Raw genomic sequence first — 19,431 nt, forward strand, 5'->3', positions numbered from 1 at the left:
CTGCTGTAAAACCATATATACGCACTTTATACAGCACTATATTTTATTATACCCTTCTGAACGGCTTCGTTTAACCCGCAAATTGGAGACTCCGGTTGTGAAATTAAAAGATATGCAAGAAAGCGTTCCAGTCACGGTCACACTTACCGGACGGGAACGCTTTTTCGGTTATTTCGGTAGCTCTGCCGGATAATGCTGCAGCCAGCGCTTTAAGTCTGTGCTGTAGATAACACACTTGGGGTCTTCACCGACCAGGCGAAGCCGCTCCAGCAGAAATTTGATTTCATCGGAGCCTGCCTTGATTCCCTCCTGCTCCAGCATATATTGAACTGCACTTCTGCCCGAATGCTTGCCGAGTCCAGCATGATGGCAATTTAAGTGTGTCAAATTTTACGTTAGGTAAGATGTCACACCCTTTACATGTGTGCGGTTACATTTCATATTCTCAATAACATCAAGACGTAAAAAAAGAGAGTCCGTAAATACGGCTCTCCTTTTGAGATAAGAAATTCAAATTGGCTCGATCCTTACATGTTGGTAAAATGCCTGCCCTCCAAATACATTCACACCCACATGTCCCTCGGCGAACGTACTATCTTCCAGGTCGATGACCTGCTCACCGTCTACATCAATGCAAATGCGCAGGCCCTCCGCCACGATTTTAATATGATGAAACATTTCCGGCAAAACGAATCTTGGAACCTTGGCAAGCACCTGCTGCTCCTCGAAACGGCCGTCTTTTTTATAGAACAGGCGAATCGATTTCAGATTGGGGTCCAAATTCAGATAATAGCCACTCGATCCGTCAGCATTGGCGCGGAAAATCATGGATCCAGCACTTCCATTTCCATGCAGCTTCATATCAGCCTCATACGTAAAATCTTCCGCCTGCTCAGTAGCCATATAATTCGCATCGCTGATATAGCTTCCTCGCATCCCATCCGTTGTCACGATCCACCGCGATGCGGAAACATCCGGCTTCCAACCTGTAAGGTTGGTATGAAACACCCCGTCGTTCACCTTAACCAAGGTACTGTCACGCACCTTATCCTCCGGGTCGGAAGCCGTAACAACAGCTTCTCCTGGGGCAATCGCCTCCATTAGCGCACTCCCGTCCTTGGACGCAGTGATCTTTACAATCTTAGGATTGTTAGAAACCCAAATCAGCGAGTTTTCTTTTTCTCCAGACTCATCCTCCACACTCGCGTACAGACGCTTCGTCTGCTCCCTCGCAAGCTCCACATAAGTGTGATCCATGATCACTCTGGTGGACGAAGCTTCTGGTATCCTCCAGCTGTTCCGCAAGGCATAAACATGGAGGGAAACAACTTTCACCTCACCCCCCTGGGTGTAAAAGCCCATCCCTCTTCGCGCCGAATCGGGCAAAATAATCTCCGAAAATACGACTTCTCCATCATTCCCAAACACCTCAACCGAGGATTCGTCCACAAATATACGCATTTGAATTCGATTTTCAATAGGTGCAAGTGATGCTTTATGAAGCGTTGAAAACAGAGTAGAGAAATCAGTAAGTCCTGAATCAGCACGGTTTACAAATATTTGTTGTACATCTGTTTTATAGCCGACTGCGGTTCTTTGCTCACCGCCATCCCGCACGTAAAACCCGAATGTCGAGGCAGCCCCAACAGAAGACAGTTCGAACTCCGCCTCAATCTCATAGGCACCTGCATTCAAACCTTCCAGTATATTCGGAGAAGATTCCGTGACACTTTGATTTTCTATCGAAAATAAACGGGAACGCAGCAAAGTCAGCTCGGATATCGGATGCTGTATCAAACGGATGCCTTCACGGGTTGTTTTTAGCGATAACTCTCTTGGGATGCTAAACTGTCCCTTCCAGGGAGAAGTCGGAAAGCTGAACGGATAGTCCCAATTCGTCATCCATGCCAGCATGATACGCCGCCCGTCGGGTACATTGGAGAAGGACATTGAGGCATAGAATTCCTTGCCCCAATCGGTTTTCAACACCTTCCCCGGTGAATGATCATTTTGAAATTTGCCATCAGGCGTCAGTTCACCGATAAAATATTCCGCATCCGAGCCTTGAGTATTCGCGCTGGCTCCAGTGCTAATCATCAGCACCCATTTAGAAGTGTTACCATCGTCTAACGGAAGCTGAAATAGATCCGGGCATTCCCATACTCCACCACGTATATAATCACCATAGCCAAAGTTATCCGTCCAGCGCCAATCCAATAGGTTGGTGGAGGTAAAAAAACGGATATGATCGCCTCCCGACACTACCATAATCCAGCGCTGATAGGCTTCATCCCACACTACTTTAGGATCACGGAAATCCCAATTGCCAGGATCATTTTCACTTTGGCCCGGGTTCTCTATTACAATTGGACGGTCTTTCGGGTATTGCCATGTGCGCCCCCGGTCTGTGCTGTAAGCAAGGCCGATTCTCTGGTTTCCCTTGGGCTGATCGGGATTGAAGGAAGTGTAATAGGCAATCAGCCCTGTTCCTCCATAGTCGCCGAACAAGCCGGAAGTATTGGTTAGATCAGCTACAGCCGAGCCGGACCAGATATGGCCAAGATCATTCCACTCCAATGCAAACGGAAGCCTTTTCCAATCCAGCAAGTTCTGGCTGACCGCATGCGCCCATTGTCCACCATCCTGATGGAACAGGTGGTACTCCCCCTCGAAATAAACTAATCCGTTCGGATCGCTCGCGGAACCTCTAGCAGGGGAATAATGATACTGCGGGCGATATTTTTCTGTATAGTAATTCGAGACAGAGGTAAGGTAGAAATCCTGAAAATAAGCGATTCCTCCGGTTACTTTCAAGCCTGTAAAGCCGTTGGTATTGCTGCTGTCCATGATATCAATTGCCGCAGGCGTATAGCCATCTATAAACACCTGAATCCGCCCTCCATGAGCGATGATTTCCAAGTGGTGTTTGCCGCTGAACCCACCCGGATATGTCTGCGCCGACCTTGTAATCAACGTTCCGTCCGCCTTCTTCAGTTGTACGCGAACCTGATTGCCTTCGCCTTGCACAGAAGCAACATATCCATCCTTCCCATCCTGACTCCCTCTGAAAAATAGTCCTGCTTCCATCCCCGGTTCAGAAGGATTCAGCGTCACACCGCCTTCCAGCACTAGGTCTGTAGCTGCGGAGCCATACATTTTTAACGCATCTTCTGCACTTGTTCCCTCACCCCTTTGCCCTTTCAGGTCAGGTTGCCATTTTCCATGGATCAGGAGCGGTCCGCTTAGATTCGTATTCATATCACTGACTTGAATGTTCTGAAATAACGCCGATCCATTCCAGACATTCAGCCCCAAATATCCTGATGTATAAGTCGTATCGACCGCATCTATAATCGGGTTATATCCCTTATCCCAGAACACCTTAAGATGGGAGCCCTCTACGCTCACCTTGAGATGATAAATAGCTCCTTTTTTTAAATTGACCTGACGTTCCTCTTTCAGTTTTCCAAGATCCCCAGCGGCATCCCGCAGCCGCAACAATCCGGCAGCTGGTACGATATGGAGCATATAGGAAGACCACCCGTCCTCACTGGAACGGAATACTAGCGTAGCATCCGCCTGTGTGTCAGTGACCATCACATCCGCCTCAAAAGTAAAATCCTGAGACGTTGTTCCGGACATAGCCATCACATTTTCCTGTGGCTCCGACCTCAGCAAAAGTCCCTGGATGTTATCTTCTATGTGCCCTTGTCCTTTAATCTGCCAGCCGGTCAGGTTCGTTCGCGTGTTTGCCAACTCCATCTCCATTCCCAACCTCCTGCCTTCCAGTACGGATTAACACTGCGCTTCCACTACAAAACAACAGGGAAATCACTGTATAGGTCATCATGAAGAAAATCTCATTTCAGCGCATAAAGCTCCAGCGAAAACAACGTGATCTGCTCATCCGCTGTGAATATTTCAAGACCCTTAGATTCTGCATCAGGAAATATTAAATCGGTAATTACCACCTGCCCGTGGTTAAAAAACACTTCAATGGACGAACGATCCACATAGATATGAAGGTCCAATCGGTTTTCTGCCGTTTCCAGTGGGAAAGCGTGTCTCCCTGCAAATTCCTCATGAAAATCCGAACAGCCTGACCTTGTCCCGTCTACATATACTTCCTGTGTTTCGGAAGCATAGCCGACGAGCGTCTCCTGTTCTTCTGATACTCGCAATCCCCCCAATCTGTAATAAATCGTATGTACAACAAATTTGAAAAGGCTTACATTTTCAATTTTCAATTTACCAAATCGAAATGTCATTCGTCAATTATTTTTGCAAAAAAATTCATTTACATTTGACTAAATATAGCATTAATAAATTATGCTTTTGCAAGAAGAAATGATAACAGTCATAGTATATACTCCAACTTTGAAAGTTACCCATTAACAATGACCGCTTTACTTATACAGCATGGATCTGTCCTCTCTGTTTCTCATGCGCACTTTTTTGTCCAGCTTGTATAAGATTGAATTCAAATTCATTTTTCGATCCGATGGAGTTAAATATAAGTTATCAAATAAACCTTACAAATGTAAATATTATTTGTTCATTTATAAGGTAAACATTGCTGTTTTATGCGAACTATTATACATTTAAGGTCTGAACGGAGAGCCGTAAGAGGAAATTGTACCTCTCAGGCAATCCATTTTTTATTGAAGGTGGAACCTGTCTATGAAGAAAGAAAAAGTCACTATTCAAGACATTGCCGACGCTTTGGGAATCTCCCGAAATACCGCGTCCAAAGCAATTAACGGTAATGATAGCATCCCGGTTGATACTCGGAACAAGGTCATTAAAAAAGCGATAGAACTTAAATATAAGCAATTTGCCTATGTGGAAACGGAGAGTATCATCCCGAAAAATCAAGGTAACATTGCCCTGGTCACATGCAATCTGCCGAACAGCTCACATTTTGGCTCCTTACTCATCAGTGGTTTGGAGAAAAGAATAAGCGCAGAAGGGTATAATCTGTCGATTCATATTGTGCGGGAAAATGAAATCCATGCAGGAACGCTTCCTAATAATTTTGAAGCCTCCAAGGTGGATGGAATTATTTGTATTGAAATGTTTGATCCACAATATAGTGAGCTTATTACGGATTTGGGACTGCCCACGATCTTTATTGATTGTTCTGTGGACATTTTTTACCCTGATTTGAAAGCGGATTTATTGTTGATGGAAAATGAACATAGCATTTATTCTGTCACCAAAAGCCTGATTCGTCGTGGATTTACGCGGATCGGTTTTGCTGGGGATTATAAGCATTGCAAAAGCTTCAACGAGCGGTGGGTTGGATATAACAGAGCTTTAATCGAAGCAGGTCTAAATGTGGATTTATCTTGCTGCATTGTCGATCAAGACCGAAATTTTTTCTCCGAGTCGGATTGGATGGATAAACAATTGGACGGCATGAGCGTGTTACCTTCTGCGTTCGTGTGCGCCAATGATTTTATTGCCGTCAGTGTCATGAAAGCGCTCAAAAATAAAAACTTGAAAATTCCTGACGATATTGCCGTGTTTGGGTTTGATAACGCTCCTGAATCCCGGATTGTGGAACCTCATTTATCCACCGTGCATATCTACAACAACGAAATGGGCATTACGGCGGCTGAGATGCTATTGGCGCGGGTCAAAGATCCTTCCCGACCTTATCAGATCACGCATATCAGAACAGAGCCGATATTTAGAGAATCGACTCCGACATTGCGATAGAAGGTGAGAGTAAAAGAGGTGTTCTTACGACGCTCCGCGAACGGAACGTTGCTCCAATCGCTGTTGTATCTGGATTTTATTGAATAGCTCAGTGGTAAAAATCCGGATACAAAGGCGGCCGCTGACGCTTTTTCTCAATCGTTCCGTCCTCTCCGCTGCTTTCAGCGTTTCCCTCACTATTAAGGCTTTTCTAACCACCAATACAGACCTTGGATAGAGCCATCTCTGCTGTGAAAGCTCTAAGAACACAAAAGGCAAGCCTCTAAAATTCAGAGGCTTGCCTTTTTTCTAAATCCATTAACTAATTTATACGCGGAAATAGAATCTTAGTCTTCATCTAGTGGTTTATAAATCCTTTGCTGGAACTACAGGAACTACTGGCTCTCCCTCTATTTCCTTCACATCTATTTCCGTCCCATCGACTTTCGTTCCATCGACTTCTTTTTCATCTACCTCTGCTGTCTCTACTTCATCCACCTCATCACTGTTGTCTTCCTCCATCAAGGCTTTTGGCGTGTAGAGCTTGGGAATCGGCACATTCGCCCAGTCCATATCGGACCCAAAGTAAAAGCTCGTATAGGAAGGTTGATTATACCCAGTATTTTGACGCGCCACATCCGTGCGATATTGCGGATCATGCATTAACGTGTACAATTTATGCGTCGTAGGCTCTGTGCTCAGATAGATACGGATTGCTGAGCTGTCCGCTGTGCGGACGAGCATTTCCTCCCGCCAATCTCCGAAAATGTCGGCTACCAGCGATGGAGTTCCTTTCGTATAGTTGTTCGTTTTGGTTCCAGTAGCGGTCAACAATGTACCTCGTTTCCAATCCTCAATGGTTGGGGTTACATCAATTGCGCCGTTTACGATTTGTGTGGTCATATCAGCTGCCCATTTGATACTCATATTGGTACCCGGCATCTTCGTATCCAGCTGTTTCCCCGCTGCGGTCCACAGGCCTATGGCCCACGTCTCCAGACCTCGCTGATCCGGGTCTATGTCACCGACCATTCCCCGACCTGTATCCTTGCCGGAATATGCGCCGTAAATGATTTCACCTGTTTTGGCATCCCGCAAAGAATAGCCATATGGAGCGTAGGTGCCACCTTCATGTACCATAAAGATTTCTTTGCCGGGGCGATCCGGGTCAATATCGGTTACATGCAGCGCATCGCCATGTCCCAATCTGGCGGTTTGACCCGGAGTTGCGCTTTCAGGAGGCATGACATCAAATGAGCTGTACAACAGGCTGCCATCATGGTCAATCGTGGCGGAACCGTATACGATTTCATCCTTGCCGTCACCGTCCACATCCACCACGCTCAAAGAATGCGCTCCCTGTGTGGTCAAGGTGCCAAATTTCGGGTCCGTTCCATCACGCCCGTGCGGACTATCGTTAAATGGATTGGTCATTGGTGTCCAGCCACTGTCCACCATCCAATGTTTTTGGAGATGGCGGCCATCCCATGTGTAGGTGGCCAAGGTGGAACGCGTATAATAGCCGCGTGCAAATACGGCGTACGGCTTGCGTCCGTCCAGGTAAGCCACACCTGCCAGGAAGCGGTCTACACGGTTGGCGGGTTCAATTCGGGCCATAGCGTAGTCGCCCCACATGAGGCCATCGTCATGACGCTCCGGCTCATAGCGGATGGTATCCAGCTCAGCACCCGTTTTCCCCTTGAAAATCGTCAAATACTCCGGTCCATCGACAATAAAGCCCTCGAACTCTCTCAGCTTGTTTTTGTCGCTCCGTGATGGTGCATATACATCCATAAAGTAGTCTGTCAGGCTTTCCGCATCCTTTCGGGATAACGGATAACTGTACTTCGGAGCGATGCCAAAGCATTCCTCCAGCGTAGCAGGCCATTGTCCCTTGACCACTTCTTCATGTTTCGTCCAGTTCATGAACATGTTCACCACATGCTCATAATAATCCGAGCGGCTCAAACGGTAATCGTCCTCATGTGTAATCCCTGCTTTGCGATCCTCACGTGGCAGAGTAATATACTTTTCTTTTTTCGGCTTGCCCTTCTTATCAAAAGAAATCGTTTTGGTCCCTGGAGCCGTCTTGAACATCAGCTCGGCTTTACCATCGCCGTCAAAATCGTACACCATCATCTGTGTATAATGCGCACCTGATCGAATATTCACGCCCAAGTCGATCCGATACAACAGCTTGCCTTCGGCCGTATACGCATCAACATACGTATTTCCGGTATACCCCTTCTGAGATACATCTTTGGAGTTCGACGGGTCCCATTTTACAAAAAATTCATATTGCCCGTCACCATCCACATCCCCCACACTCATATCGTTGGCCAAATAAGTATAGGATTCACCTGCGGGTGTTACGCCATCGGCAGGCTTTTGGAGAGGAAGTTCATAGTAACCCTGTTGCCATGGCTTCACTTTGGCGCTACGATCCTTTTCCCGTCCATTAACGACTGAAGCTACTCTGTATACCGATTTCCCATTCCCTTCCTTATCCACATAGTTGGTACTGTCGGTCACCGTCGCGATCTTCTTACCGTCACGATATACGTTAAAGTCCGCTCCTGTCAGCCCCGTTGAACCGTAACCGTTCACTTCTTGAGCCAATAACCGCCAGCTTAAAAATACCCCCTCCTGCGTCACCGCAGCTACCAGTCCGCGATCCAGCTTTTCCAGCTGAATGCTGCCGCTACGGTTCTGTTCAACTGCGATTGCTGATTCCGCCTGCAGTGTGGGTTCGGATAAGTCTTCCGCAGCCACTCCTCCAGTCGTCCCCGTCATCGCCAGCATCGCTGCCAACGCGGCGGTCAAGCTTCCCTTTCGCCATGCGCCTTTCCCTTGAGCCATCCAGGTCGTCCTCCTCAATTGTATTGTAATGACAAGCAAATACCTGAAATGATTGCGCTTACATAAATTAAATTTCCTTACTATTATAGTTTTGCCGTTCCCCCAAACGCGTTTAAATATCCGAGGATTTCTCTACACAAATCCGTGTTGTTTACTCATTCCAAATAAAACAGCGCTCACCAAGCCTGTATGAAAACGGCATGCTAAGGGCTGAATACATGTCTAATCTCACTTTTATACTCTAGTGATATCCAATAATTTGAGCTACAACCACGAATACTGCACCCAGTACGAATCAGATGGCCAGTAACGGCCAAAAGAAGCGAACCCATTTCTGATATGGAATACCCGACACCGCCAAACTCCCCATGAAGGCAGAGGAAGTAGGCAAAATCATATTCGCATAAACTCAAAAGGAAATATAAAAAAACAGACAGTGGATTGTTCCCATTGTCTGTTTTCGTATTTTTCGCGCTAGCTATGGATTAGGATTCATCTTGATTACTGCAAGCTAGTGAGGGACAAATGAACTGAAATCGTCCCGACTGGACTGATCCGTATGATAAAATACTACATCCCCGTCCTGTAAATGAAAGATATGCCCGTAAGGGTCTTTAATCTCTCGGCGGTAACCCTCCAGTTGCCACTGGTTCAATAGCGGACCATTTATATACTGTAAATGCGGATGCTCAGCGTCCCCCTGACGCAGTGACTCCACATTAAAGCGGACGACGATAAAACCCGTTTTCTTGAATATATCTGTATGCTCGTTTAGCTCCTGACGGCGACTGACCTCGCGCAAATCCGTGCCTTTGGTGACTGCGTAAACATCAGCAGGCAGGCTATATTCGCCATACCAGCGCTGAATCGAGGCATTAGCGCGATCCACGTTGACCCCATTGGGCAGGTCTGTCTTCGGACCAATCAAGGTACGCACAGCCGCAGGCAGCACCAGCCAGTCGTAACGTCCAATCCAGGTCTTGCTGCGTGCAATACGGTGGGCATACAGGGAAACATAACGTTCCAGTGTCAACTGGCTTTGCTGTGCTTCACTCAGCTCATGCTTGTATTGGTAGGCTGCCGCGTCCTGCATTTCCTCCATCGGCACATTGCGTAGCCGTTCATTCAAAATAACATATCGCTTTTCACGGTCCTCCGCCGATCCCAAACGGATAAATTTTCGACTGCCGGAATGTGTATACAGATCCACCTCTTCCCGCTGTCGCCCATCTTTGCTCACCCAATAGAACGATGGCGTAATGCGAATACCGTCCTTGGCGCTAAACATATTCCCTTTGGTTTTGAGGTCAAACTTGAAATGATAACCTGTTTTGACCGCCACATTTGCATAACCTTCATATGGGTGACTGCCGGGGCGAACGGGCAAGGTGAATGGCTCCGGGTTCCCTCTAGGCAACCCGTCAATATTGCCAAGCCCCGTCCAATAGGACAGGCCGCTATGCATCGGGCTTCCTTTTCGCTGCCGAAACACCCGCTCCCAATGGTAATCAGCAATATCCGTGATATGAAAATCGTACATCCGTCCGATGACCTCAATATTCACCACATCATTGGCTACATGATGGGCGATATCCGTGTTGGCATGGCGCTGTTCGGTGAATCCGTCCGGTGCATTTTCGGCAATGGTACGGAACTCTACTGTATAGTTGCCTTCATCCACCCATACGGGCAAATAAAAGTCTGTCTCCAGTTGCAGCACCGGAATGTCGATCCAGGTACCTCGTGGATAAAATAGTGTCTTTCCTTTGTCGTACACATCGAACGGAAATCGCACCTGCTTGGTTCGTACATATTTGGCATACTCCCGATCACCATAGCCGGGAATGTTCAAATGTGGGCCTGCTGTCGAGATCGTCAACCGGAAAGGGCGCTCCAAAATAAGCGCGGATCGTCCCTTCGTAGGTTGGGTTTTCTGATTATGAGCAGCATCGTCCGACACACTAGACAGATTCACTACGGGAGTGTGGACAGTCACTGTATTAATTCCCTGTATCGGGAACGTTTTATCCGCACCTCCATTGATATTTCCCTTGAGAATAGCGTAATTGATGTCACCGCTGCTGGGCGTATTGGGTTTATTTACCTTATGTTTATCAATCACATGATTCGGACTGTACAGCACATCCGGCCCAATCGCTCCGGAAGAGGGTATAACGCCTGGCTTAGGGCCATTCACCTTGACGCGCTCCGGATTCATAATGATTTTATTTTCAAAGGTCAGAGTATCGTTCTCCACTTCGATTTCCTTAACGGCCCCCTCTGCCTTGGATTTCAGTGCACTGCGGTCATCAGGCACACTTGGCTTGCTGCTGCCACCATTTTTGCTACGGCTGCCGCCATCCACTGTCCCGGGTGCAGGGGGCGGATAAAAATAGCCCTGAGTCGCTGCAACATAGGAAGGAGGTGTATAGGATTGCGGACGCAGGGTGATTGTTTCATTAGGTAACGCATAATTTCGGAGCGCAGCCTCCTTGATGCCATACACCTCCAAATTATCTATCTTCCAATATGAGTACGGACGAACGATTTGGTAAGTATAGGTTCGCTTCACCGTCTCACTCCGCCGAGATTTTTTCTTAGGCCGCCAGGTCAACCGATATTCCCGTTTTACATTCACTGTATATGTACACTGGCCTGTCATGTTCACAAACTTATGTTGAAAAAGGTATCTCTTCGCTTGCACATGACCGTATAGGCTTTCAGATGTAGGAATACCTTTGGATACGTCAAATCGTTCCCGACCACGCTGGTCCGCTTTGATAACAGCAGATACTGTCGGGTCCAATTCGGCAGTTTCCAAGCGCAGACCTGGAACGGGGCGGGAGCAGACAACACCTTTTGTTGGCTGTTCATTATCTTGGCAATCTGAGGGTGCCCCCTCTTGGCTTTCTCCAGGCTTAGGACAGCCCTGAGCTTCTTTGTAATACAAATAAGCGGTAAACTGCTCAAAAGAACCGTCATAGGTAAATCCGGGTACAATTCCCGGTAAAATATCTCCGCTTGGCGGTTTATCGGTCGTGCTTTTCTTATAACCCACATACTCATATTTCGGGTTGGTTGGCGGAGTAAAATCATACAGTTGATCAGCTTTTAGTTCATCTTCTATTGGTGTAAAAACGTTGTTAAGCGATTTTCCATCAATGGTAAAATGCTTGACGATCAGACCACTCTCCAGTTCAATCTTGAATAGGATAGGCTGGTAGATACGCCAGGCTTCTACCTCTTTGGCACACGTGGGGCAGCTCTGTTCCTTGATATTCTCAGCTCGAACCATCGCATTCAGTCTTATATTTACAGTAATCGGAATGATGGTGGTATCCGTTCCAATCCCCTGTTTCTCAAAGGGAAGGATATCCTTCTCGTTATCTGTGCCTTTACTCATGGCACGTGCATAATCCATATAATTATCAGCTCGGGATTTAAGAAAGTATTCGCCATGACTCACATAGTCTTCCGCTGTATACAAGCGAGCTGTTACCTTCTTAATCTTACGGCCTGGAAAATTAAATTTGTAGGTGAACTTGGCTTCACCCTGCATGTCCTTGTCTGGCTGTTTACCACCATCAGTGACCCAAGTCCCAGCGGTATTCTTCCACATGTCGAAGTACATCATGCCGACAAAGTAACGGTCATTCTTGTCTGCAAAGTAGGACAACGGTGTAATTTCCGTATCTGCTACTGCCTTATTTGTGAGAAAAGAAAAAGGTGGGAGCTGCAACAGTAGCAGTACCCCCACCAGCAATACGGCCAGAATTTGTTTCGCTTTGTTCATAGATTTAGTTACCCTTCCACGGGTTGACCATCATCGGGATGTATTCCGTTGATGCAAGGTCAAATGCAATGAATTCAATGTCTTGCAGTTTAAAGGATTTATAGTTTTTTATACCCTGAAAGAGTTCATCACCAGATGAATAAATTGGGTAGTATATCATCTTTGTACCGTCTCCGTTATCTTGGGTAATCTCTCTCAATGGAGAACGCAGGCGTGTATCCTTGTTCTTGGTCAGGAAGAAAATACTCCCTGCAGTGGAATTGGTCTTTACTCTAATTCTCAGATAAGGCACACCCTTTGGAGACGTGTACGGCTCGACAGAGTAAATATCATGCAGTAACTTGATAGGCAAGTCAGACTGTTTAAAGAGTACTACTTTATCATATGGCTTACCTGTAATATTGTTAATGAGGTTCGGTATAGTGTTAATCGCCTTCTTATACGGCTCGATACTCACCGCCTGATGCCCTGTATCCTCCAGCGCAGCAATTTCCTTCTTCCCAATCCAGACCCAGCGGCTGACCTTATCCCACTCCACCGTTTGCCCCAGACCCTCACTTACCAACCGCAGCGGCACAAAAGTACGGTTTTGCTTCAAAATAATCTTCGTTTCATACGTTTTGGTCTGCCCATCCACGGTAGCGGTGTTTTGACCCACTGTCATGTTAACAGCATGTGCATCATTTTTAATCGACACAGCCAATTGACCGCCTGTTTTCTCCCAGCCTACCTTAGCCCCTAGCGCTTCGGATACAAAACGAATGGGAACCATCACATAATCGTTACTATCCTGAAAAGGTTTAGCATCTGGAAACTGTATTTTTTTCGCGTTTAACAAGACTTCAATGGGTTTGGTGCTGCTTGCTGCCTCCGTGGTTGGAATCGTACTTGTCGCGCCCCATAGCAACGTGACTACGGTCAAACTCAACATCCATTTTTTCATACTCATCTCTCTATCCCCTTTGTCAGCTTAAACTTTAAACTATGTATATCATCTCTAATCTCATAAACTTATCGCATCCCCACTTTCGGAAAATACTGGATACAACTTATATATTATAGGGTTTCCCTATTACAAAATCTATAAGAAAAACTTCTAATATAAAGTATTCCAAAAAATAGACTCTATTGAGCAATCCCTCCCCCTAAATCATAGAACTGTCTCTTAAAAAAGTTATATTTCTGAAAATCCCAACAAAAAAGGGCTGCCTCTCCCCTATGAAGGAAGAAACAGCCCGTGTGCTTCACGCGCAAAAAAAACTATGAATATATCAGTTATACCACCATATGGATTATTCCAGCATCATCCATTATTTCTTACATCATAAATCATACCGGACTAAAAATCAAACGTTACTTTTCTCTCACGAAACATTTCAAAGATCATTCATGTATACCTGAACTTCCAGCTTGATAGAGTTGCTCATACACGTCCTTGTTGACCATCCTCAGCCCAAACAATCTGCGAATACGCTGTCCCGGCTTGGCCTTGAAGGTCACCGTCGCTTGATCCTTCCCCTCCAGATATGCAGCCGGAATAGCGGCATTAACGTTGTAAAACTTATCGGCCTCATCAAAGCCTTCACTAAAATGCTCAAGCGGATGACCGTTAATCAAAATATCAAAACCGCAGTTAGGCATTTCCAGTGTAGCTGTGTAGGTAATGACCAACAGCATCGGAGCAGATGGATCTGTATTTAAATCAAAAGAAAACCAGCCATCAATTCCCGCATTCCGGTAAGGTCGGTTATTCACATATCCGGTGCGAGTCGAAGCATCTCCCTGGAAGTTATGATCCCGCTCCGGCTGCATTTCTCCGGGTTGGGCAAAGTCAATCGTACACTGCTCCAGAATCGCCAGCTTTTCGCGTGCCGCTGTGTATTCCTGTTCCGCCTCCTGCCACGCTTCCTTGGTAAAAATGTCCCAGTATACGGAATACGTACGGTCATGCATTTTATACAGAGGAGACAATTCCACATCCCGGGGATGCCCTGCATTCAAGGTACGAAACGTATTGGTCTTGCCCTCCACGGGCTGAATCCAGGCATCCAGCTTTTCCGTTTGGGGGATGAATACCGGTGTGTACAGGAAATCCTTGGCTTTAGGATCTTCTAAGGGTCCCAGGTCGCCTGCCAGCACCAGCGGTCCATACATGACAGCTGCCCGATCCGGGTTATCCGGCATCTGCTCCAGTCTCAGCGACATCGGAATCGTCACCTCTACAACATCACCGTCAATCCACGTTCTGGCGATGGAGACAAAGCTGCCCGGTTCCGATACAACCGATTGTTCCTTGCCATTTACACGAATAGTAATTCCTTTTTCAGCCCAATATGGATAGCGGATGAGTAGCATAAATGAGGCAGGTTGATCGCATTGAATCTCCAGCGTCGTATGATCCGTATCTGGATAGGAAGTGTTTTGTTTTAGCGTAACGCCTCTGTCCTTCCATTCCAGCGTGGAGGCAATGAACTGATTGACATACAGCTTATCGTGATCGTGAAAATAAATGCCGCTGCCGTAGCTCGCATGGTTTTCCATTCCTGTGCCGACACAGCACGTAAAATCGTCAAATTTGCTTTCAAAATGCTTGTGCCCGCCCATCGCCAGCGACAAAAAATATGTTACGCCCCCGTGAACCGGGTCCTGCGAGGCCAAAATATGATTGAATAGACCTCGCTCATAAAAGTCTGCTTCCTTGGCGGAAACATTCCATTGAAACAGATGATTGGTCAGCTTAAGCATGTTATAGGTGTTGCATGTCTCCGTCGTATGAGGCCCGATGCGATCATTCAAGCCATCTGGCGCTCCAAAATATTCTCCAAAGCTATTCCCGCCAATAACATACGAATGATGATCCACCACCCGCTCCCAAAAAAACTCCACCGTTGCCCGGCGTTTCGTATCATTGGTCAGCTCATATTCCTTGGCAAGCCCGATCAGCTTCGGAATCTGTGTATTGGCGTGGATACCCTGCAAACAGTCTTCCTGCGAGCTAAGCGGGTCCAGCACCAGCTTGTGCCAGAAGCACTCAGCCAGCCACAAGTAGCGCTCTTCCCCGGTATCCGCATACAAATCGGCCAATACCTCATTCATGCCTCCATATTCGCAAAACATCATCTGCTGCATCTGCTCATCGCTCATCGGCTTCATAATTCCTTCGAGCCAGTCCGCCAGCTTACGCTCTACATCTAATGCCTTATCACAGCCTGTCAAATGGTACGCATCCCGCAGGCCAGCGAATAACTTGTGCAGTGTATACAAGGGTGCCCAGGCACCGTTCAGGTCAAAGCCCCTCGAGCGAATATTTCCGGCAGACACCTCTTCAAAAAGTTCCTTCCCCCCTGGAATACCGGATACATATCCGTCACCATGCGCCGCCTGACAAACGTCTAGTTCATCCGTAATGTAATGTGCAATTTCTTTAAAACGCTCATCGCCCGTTGAAGCATACATCATGGAGCAAGCGGACAAATAATGTCCCAGTGTATGACCGGAAATAGTCATCGCTTCCCAGCCTTCATATTGGGGTGCTTTGGGCGTAAGTCCGGCATATTCCCGAAAACGCGCCAGCAGGCGGTCTGGTTGAAGCTCCAACAGATAAGATCGGTTCAGCTCCATTGCCTGTTTGAAGGGACCTTCAGCCAATACTACCTCGTTCAGTGCAAACGGCCTTGCTTTCATATGGGCTTTTGCTTTAAGAGTCACTTTCCGTTCCTCCTTTAAGGCGAGTTTAGGATAAAAAAACGCATATCAAACACAACGAGCCGTTACGCGCCACTGCCAGAGGTTTGCCCCCACTGCTGGTACAGCTGCGTTCTCGCCTCTGTAATGCCGGGATGAAACTGAATCAGCGCATGCTTCCGTGCAAAATGGACCTCACGGATCGCCTCCTGTATCCGCTGTTCCCCGCCTGCTCCGCCGAGTCCAGCGGCATGGAGCATGGAAGCGGCGGCTAGTCGACCTTGGGCCATCGCGACCAGCCCGCTTTCGATGCCGGTAATATTGCCGGCAACGTACAGCCCTTTGAGCGTGGTTTCCATTCGCTCACCATGCAGTGGAACATGCCCGCCTAGCTCAGGGCTGTACACGAATTTGCACCCGGCTACCGCCGCCAGCTCAGCGAGCGGGTACAAGCCGCCGCTCAGCGCCACGAAGTCGGCGGGTTCGACGCGCTCGCTGCCGGGAATAGGCGAGCCGTCCGGTTTAACGTGGACCAGGGTCACGGATTCGACCCGGTCCTGCCCGTTGACGGACAGCACCGCCGTCCGCAAACGGATCGGGATATCCCACAGACGGAAGCCTCTGTGGGGATAGCAGCACGCGATGAGTTTCTCCATCCGCATCGCAGCTGCCAGCCTGCCGCCTACACGCATCCAGGCGGCAGGAGCAAGCCCGGACAGCTGAAGCAGCAGCTTCGCGGAGGCTGTCGGATCTGCCGCCGCACCAGCCAGCGGATTAGCGCACGGCAGTGTAATCGCCGCCACCTTCACTCCGGCGACGGACAGCTCGCGAGCAATCGCCATCGACAATACGTTCATGCCTACTATGATGCCGCGTTCTCCCGGTTTGACATAATGAACGTTGGTCATCACCTGCGCGGCCCCGATGGACATTACGCCGGGCAGCGTCCAACCATCCAGCGGAACGGGAATTTCGGCAGCTCCAGTCGCTAGCAATACGTAATCCGCAGTGAACAATCCACAGGAAGTGGAAATTTCCCACGTCGTTGTATATTCCATACCATGTACGGAAACGCCGCAGCGAATGTCCACCCCAAGTTCCCTGCAACGGGTAATCAGCTCATCCGAAACGTGTTTTCCAACCCACCAGCCTTGACTGCCTTCCTCATGATATTGCCCGGGCATGCGTCCACCCGGCTCTGTAAACTCATCCAGTACCGTGACTGGCAATCCTAGCTCAGCAGCCGATACCGCTGCGGACAATCCGGCGGGACCCGCCCCAATGACGATGAGATGCGCCATTTCATTCATGTCACAATTCTCCCTGTGATTTCATTCGAAAGCTGCCGTCCGGTTTCCACCACCATGCCTTCCTCCAGCTTGGTCAGGCAGGAACGGACGGTACCGAACGGATGAACCGTCAGGCGGCATTCGTTACAATGCCCAATGGCGCAGTATACACCTCTGGCCGTACCGGATTCTTCATGCCTTCTCAGCAAACGGACGCCGCTGGCCAGCAGTGCTGCTGCCAATGGCTCTCCAGCCAATCCCTGCATGGGACGACCGTCAAAAATAAAAGATACCTGCCGCCGCTCCGGCTTTGGCCCCAAAATAGGGTGATTTACAATACGCATGCGGCTCATAAAGAACCTCCCTCTGCCAGCTGCCCGAACGTTACGGGACGTACGGGAGGCCTTTGCGATAACAGCTCCGCCTCCCGGCGGGCAGCAGGATACTGACTGTAAAACCATGACTCTACCAATTGTCGGCATACCCTGCCCTGACATGCCCCCATCGTCACCCGCGTAGCCATTTTAAGCTGTCGCACGGTGTCCACGCCCATGCGGCAAGCCTGCTCCATCTGTGCGATACTCACTTCTTCACAGCGACATACGAGCAAATGACCTGATGCGCTCCCAACCGTCTCACTTCGTCCCGTCGCCCGCTTACTCATAGCTGATCGCGCAGGTTTTAATCGCTGAATAAAAATCCAGCGCCGCCTGGCCCTGTTCCCGGGTATGTGAGCTGGATTGCTTCAGACCGCCGAACGGAGCCTGGTATTCAACACCAGCCGTCTCCTGATTAACCCGGACCATACCGGCGTTCGCCTCATCCAGAAACCGGTGAGCCAGCCGCAAATCGCGGGTGAATAGAGAGGCGCTTAATCCATAAATAGAATCATTGCACAGTCGAATCGCATCCTCAAAGTCGTCCGCCTGCACGACCCCCATCACAGGTCCAAAAATCTCCTCCTGAATCAAAGGATGGGACGAATTCAGTCCAGTCGCCATCAGTGGGCGCACATAATACCCGTTCTCCGTCCCGGCGGTGGCTCCACCTTCGGCCAAAATGTGAGCTTCCCGGCGGGCGAGTGATACATAGGACATAACCTTCTCATACTGACCTGCGGATGCTACAGGTCCAAGATACGCACCAGGGTCAAGCGCCGGAGCGATCTGTATTTTTTCCACCGCTTGGCGTAAGGCTTCCGTGAACGTCTCATAGACAGGCTGTTCCACAATTACCCGGCTGGTGGCCGTGCATTTTTGCCCGGCTGAACGGAAAGCTCCGCTAACAATCATCGCTACTGCTTGCGCCACATCCGCGTCCTTCAGCACTACAGCGGCATTTTTACCACCCATCTCGGTCTGGTACTTGATATTACGGCGTGCGCACCGTCCCGCAATGCCCAAACCTGTAGCGGTAGAACCCGTGAAGCTGACCGCATCCAGTACCGGATGCTCCAGTAAGGCATCGCCAATACGGCTACCCTGCCCAATGACGAGGTTCAGTACCCCGGGCGGAAGCTGCACCGCCTCGAATAGCTCGGCGACCCGTACTGCGGTTAATGAAGCATGTTCGGCAGGCTTCCAGATGACCGTGTTTCCGCACAGGAGTGCAGGGGCGATTTTCCACAGCGGAATGGCTACCGGAAAATTCCATGGCGTAATAACAGCCGTTACACCCAGCGGAATGCGCTTCGTATATTGCAGCACTCCCGGCTCATTCGAAGGAATGACTGTACCGATGGAACGTACGCCCTCTGCCGCATAGTACCGGAGCAGATGGACACCTCGCATGACCTCTCCGCGCATCTCGGTAATCGGCTTGCCCATCTCACGGCTAGCCAGCTCAGCCAATTCAGGTAATACTGCCTCTAGTAACCCGGCTGCTTTGAACAGATAAACTCCCCGAGCTGCGGGACTTAAAGCAGCCCAGCCCGCCTGAGCCAGCCGTGCCGCGTCCCCGGCCTGTGTAATATCGCCCGTTTCTGAAAAATGGACGACTCCGACCTCCTCCTTCAAGGACGAAGGATTGTGAACCACCATTTCCTCGCCGGAAGGGCTCAGCCACTCACCGCCGATCCAATTTCGGCTCTCCATCGTCTTCACCTCC

Annotated in this window: 12 protein-coding genes and 1 pseudogene; 1 reads left to right on the forward strand and 12 read right to left on the reverse strand. The window is 48.7% G+C overall.

All coding sequences use genetic code 11. From position 1 onward, the window contains the following. Positions 1 to 168: 168 nt before the first annotated feature. The 3 genes from C1T21_RS16555 to C1T21_RS16565 all read right to left on the reverse strand — a co-directional run bounded on the left by C1T21_RS16555 (position 169) and on the right by C1T21_RS16565 (position 4,181). Positions 169 to 387: a hypothetical protein gene (locus C1T21_RS16555; RefSeq protein WP_258012495.1), complete on the reverse strand. Its 219-nt coding sequence runs from the start codon at positions 385 to 387 to the stop codon at positions 169 to 171. Positions 388 to 510: 123 nt separating this feature from the next. Next, on the reverse strand, positions 511 to 3,768 hold the full coding sequence (locus tag C1T21_RS16560) for a glycoside hydrolase family 32 protein (protein ID WP_103049024.1): 3,258 nt from the start codon (positions 3,766 to 3,768) through the stop codon (positions 511 to 513). Between the two features lie 92 nt (positions 3,769 to 3,860). Beyond that, a complete protein-coding gene (locus tag C1T21_RS16565; RefSeq protein WP_258012496.1) occupies positions 3,861 to 4,181 on the reverse strand; it encodes a GH32 C-terminal domain-containing protein in 321 nt (106 codons plus the stop codon). A 499-nt stretch (positions 4,182 to 4,680) separates the two neighbouring features. Here C1T21_RS16565 and C1T21_RS16570 point away from each other — a divergent pair, with 499 nt between their 5' ends. Continuing rightward, positions 4,681 to 5,721 (forward strand): substrate-binding domain-containing protein, encoded by a 1,041-nt coding sequence (locus C1T21_RS16570; protein WP_103049025.1) that lies wholly within the window; start codon positions 4,681 to 4,683, stop codon positions 5,719 to 5,721. A 345-nt stretch (positions 5,722 to 6,066) separates the two neighbouring features. Here the strand turns inward: C1T21_RS16570 and C1T21_RS16575 are convergent, their stop codons facing one another. The 9 genes and pseudogenes from C1T21_RS16575 to C1T21_RS16610 form a co-directional block, all read right to left on the reverse strand. After that, positions 6,067 to 8,559, reverse strand: coding sequence for a rhamnogalacturonan lyase (locus C1T21_RS16575; protein WP_103049026.1), 2,493 nt, complete (start codon positions 8,557 to 8,559; stop codon positions 6,067 to 6,069). Positions 8,560 to 8,854: 295 nt separating this feature from the next. Beyond that, positions 8,855 to 8,965 (reverse strand): annotated as a pseudogene (locus C1T21_RS27050) (hypothetical protein); the annotation flags it as partial. 105 nt (positions 8,966 to 9,070) lie between these two features. Next, a complete protein-coding gene (locus C1T21_RS16580) occupies positions 9,071 to 12,352 on the reverse strand; it encodes a DUF5704 domain-containing protein (protein WP_103049027.1) in 3,282 nt (1,093 codons plus the stop codon). A 4-nt stretch (positions 12,353 to 12,356) separates the two neighbouring features. Beyond that, positions 12,357 to 13,301, reverse strand: coding sequence for a stalk domain-containing protein (locus C1T21_RS16585; RefSeq protein ID WP_103049028.1), 945 nt, complete (start codon positions 13,299 to 13,301; stop codon positions 12,357 to 12,359). A 434-nt stretch (positions 13,302 to 13,735) separates the two neighbouring features. Continuing rightward, a complete protein-coding gene (locus C1T21_RS16590) occupies positions 13,736 to 16,036 on the reverse strand; it encodes a glycoside hydrolase family 127 protein (protein ID WP_103049062.1) in 2,301 nt (766 codons plus the stop codon). 86 nt (positions 16,037 to 16,122) lie between these two features. Continuing rightward, the gene (locus C1T21_RS16595; RefSeq protein WP_103049029.1) at positions 16,123 to 17,346 is read right to left on the reverse strand and encodes an NAD(P)/FAD-dependent oxidoreductase; all 1,224 of its coding nucleotides are present in this window, start codon (positions 17,344 to 17,346) and stop codon (positions 16,123 to 16,125) included. Next, positions 17,343 to 17,678 (reverse strand): (2Fe-2S)-binding protein, encoded by a 336-nt coding sequence (locus C1T21_RS16600; protein WP_023987257.1) that lies wholly within the window; start codon positions 17,676 to 17,678, stop codon positions 17,343 to 17,345. The genes C1T21_RS16595 and C1T21_RS16600 overlap by 4 nt, the downstream gene beginning before the upstream one ends. Next, entirely contained in the window at positions 17,675 to 17,989 is a 315-nt protein-coding gene (locus C1T21_RS16605; protein WP_103049030.1) for a (2Fe-2S)-binding protein, read from the reverse strand. Before C1T21_RS16605 ends, C1T21_RS16600 begins: the two co-directional genes overlap by 4 nt. After that, a complete protein-coding gene (locus C1T21_RS16610; RefSeq protein ID WP_103049031.1) occupies positions 17,982 to 19,418 on the reverse strand; it encodes an aldehyde dehydrogenase family protein in 1,437 nt (478 codons plus the stop codon). Before C1T21_RS16610 ends, C1T21_RS16605 begins: the two co-directional genes overlap by 8 nt. Positions 19,419 to 19,431: the final 13 nt, after the last annotated feature.

This window comes from Paenibacillus sp. F4, assembly GCF_002894905.1.
GTDB classification, from domain to species: domain Bacteria; phylum Bacillota; class Bacilli; order Paenibacillales; family Paenibacillaceae; genus Paenibacillus; species Paenibacillus polymyxa_B.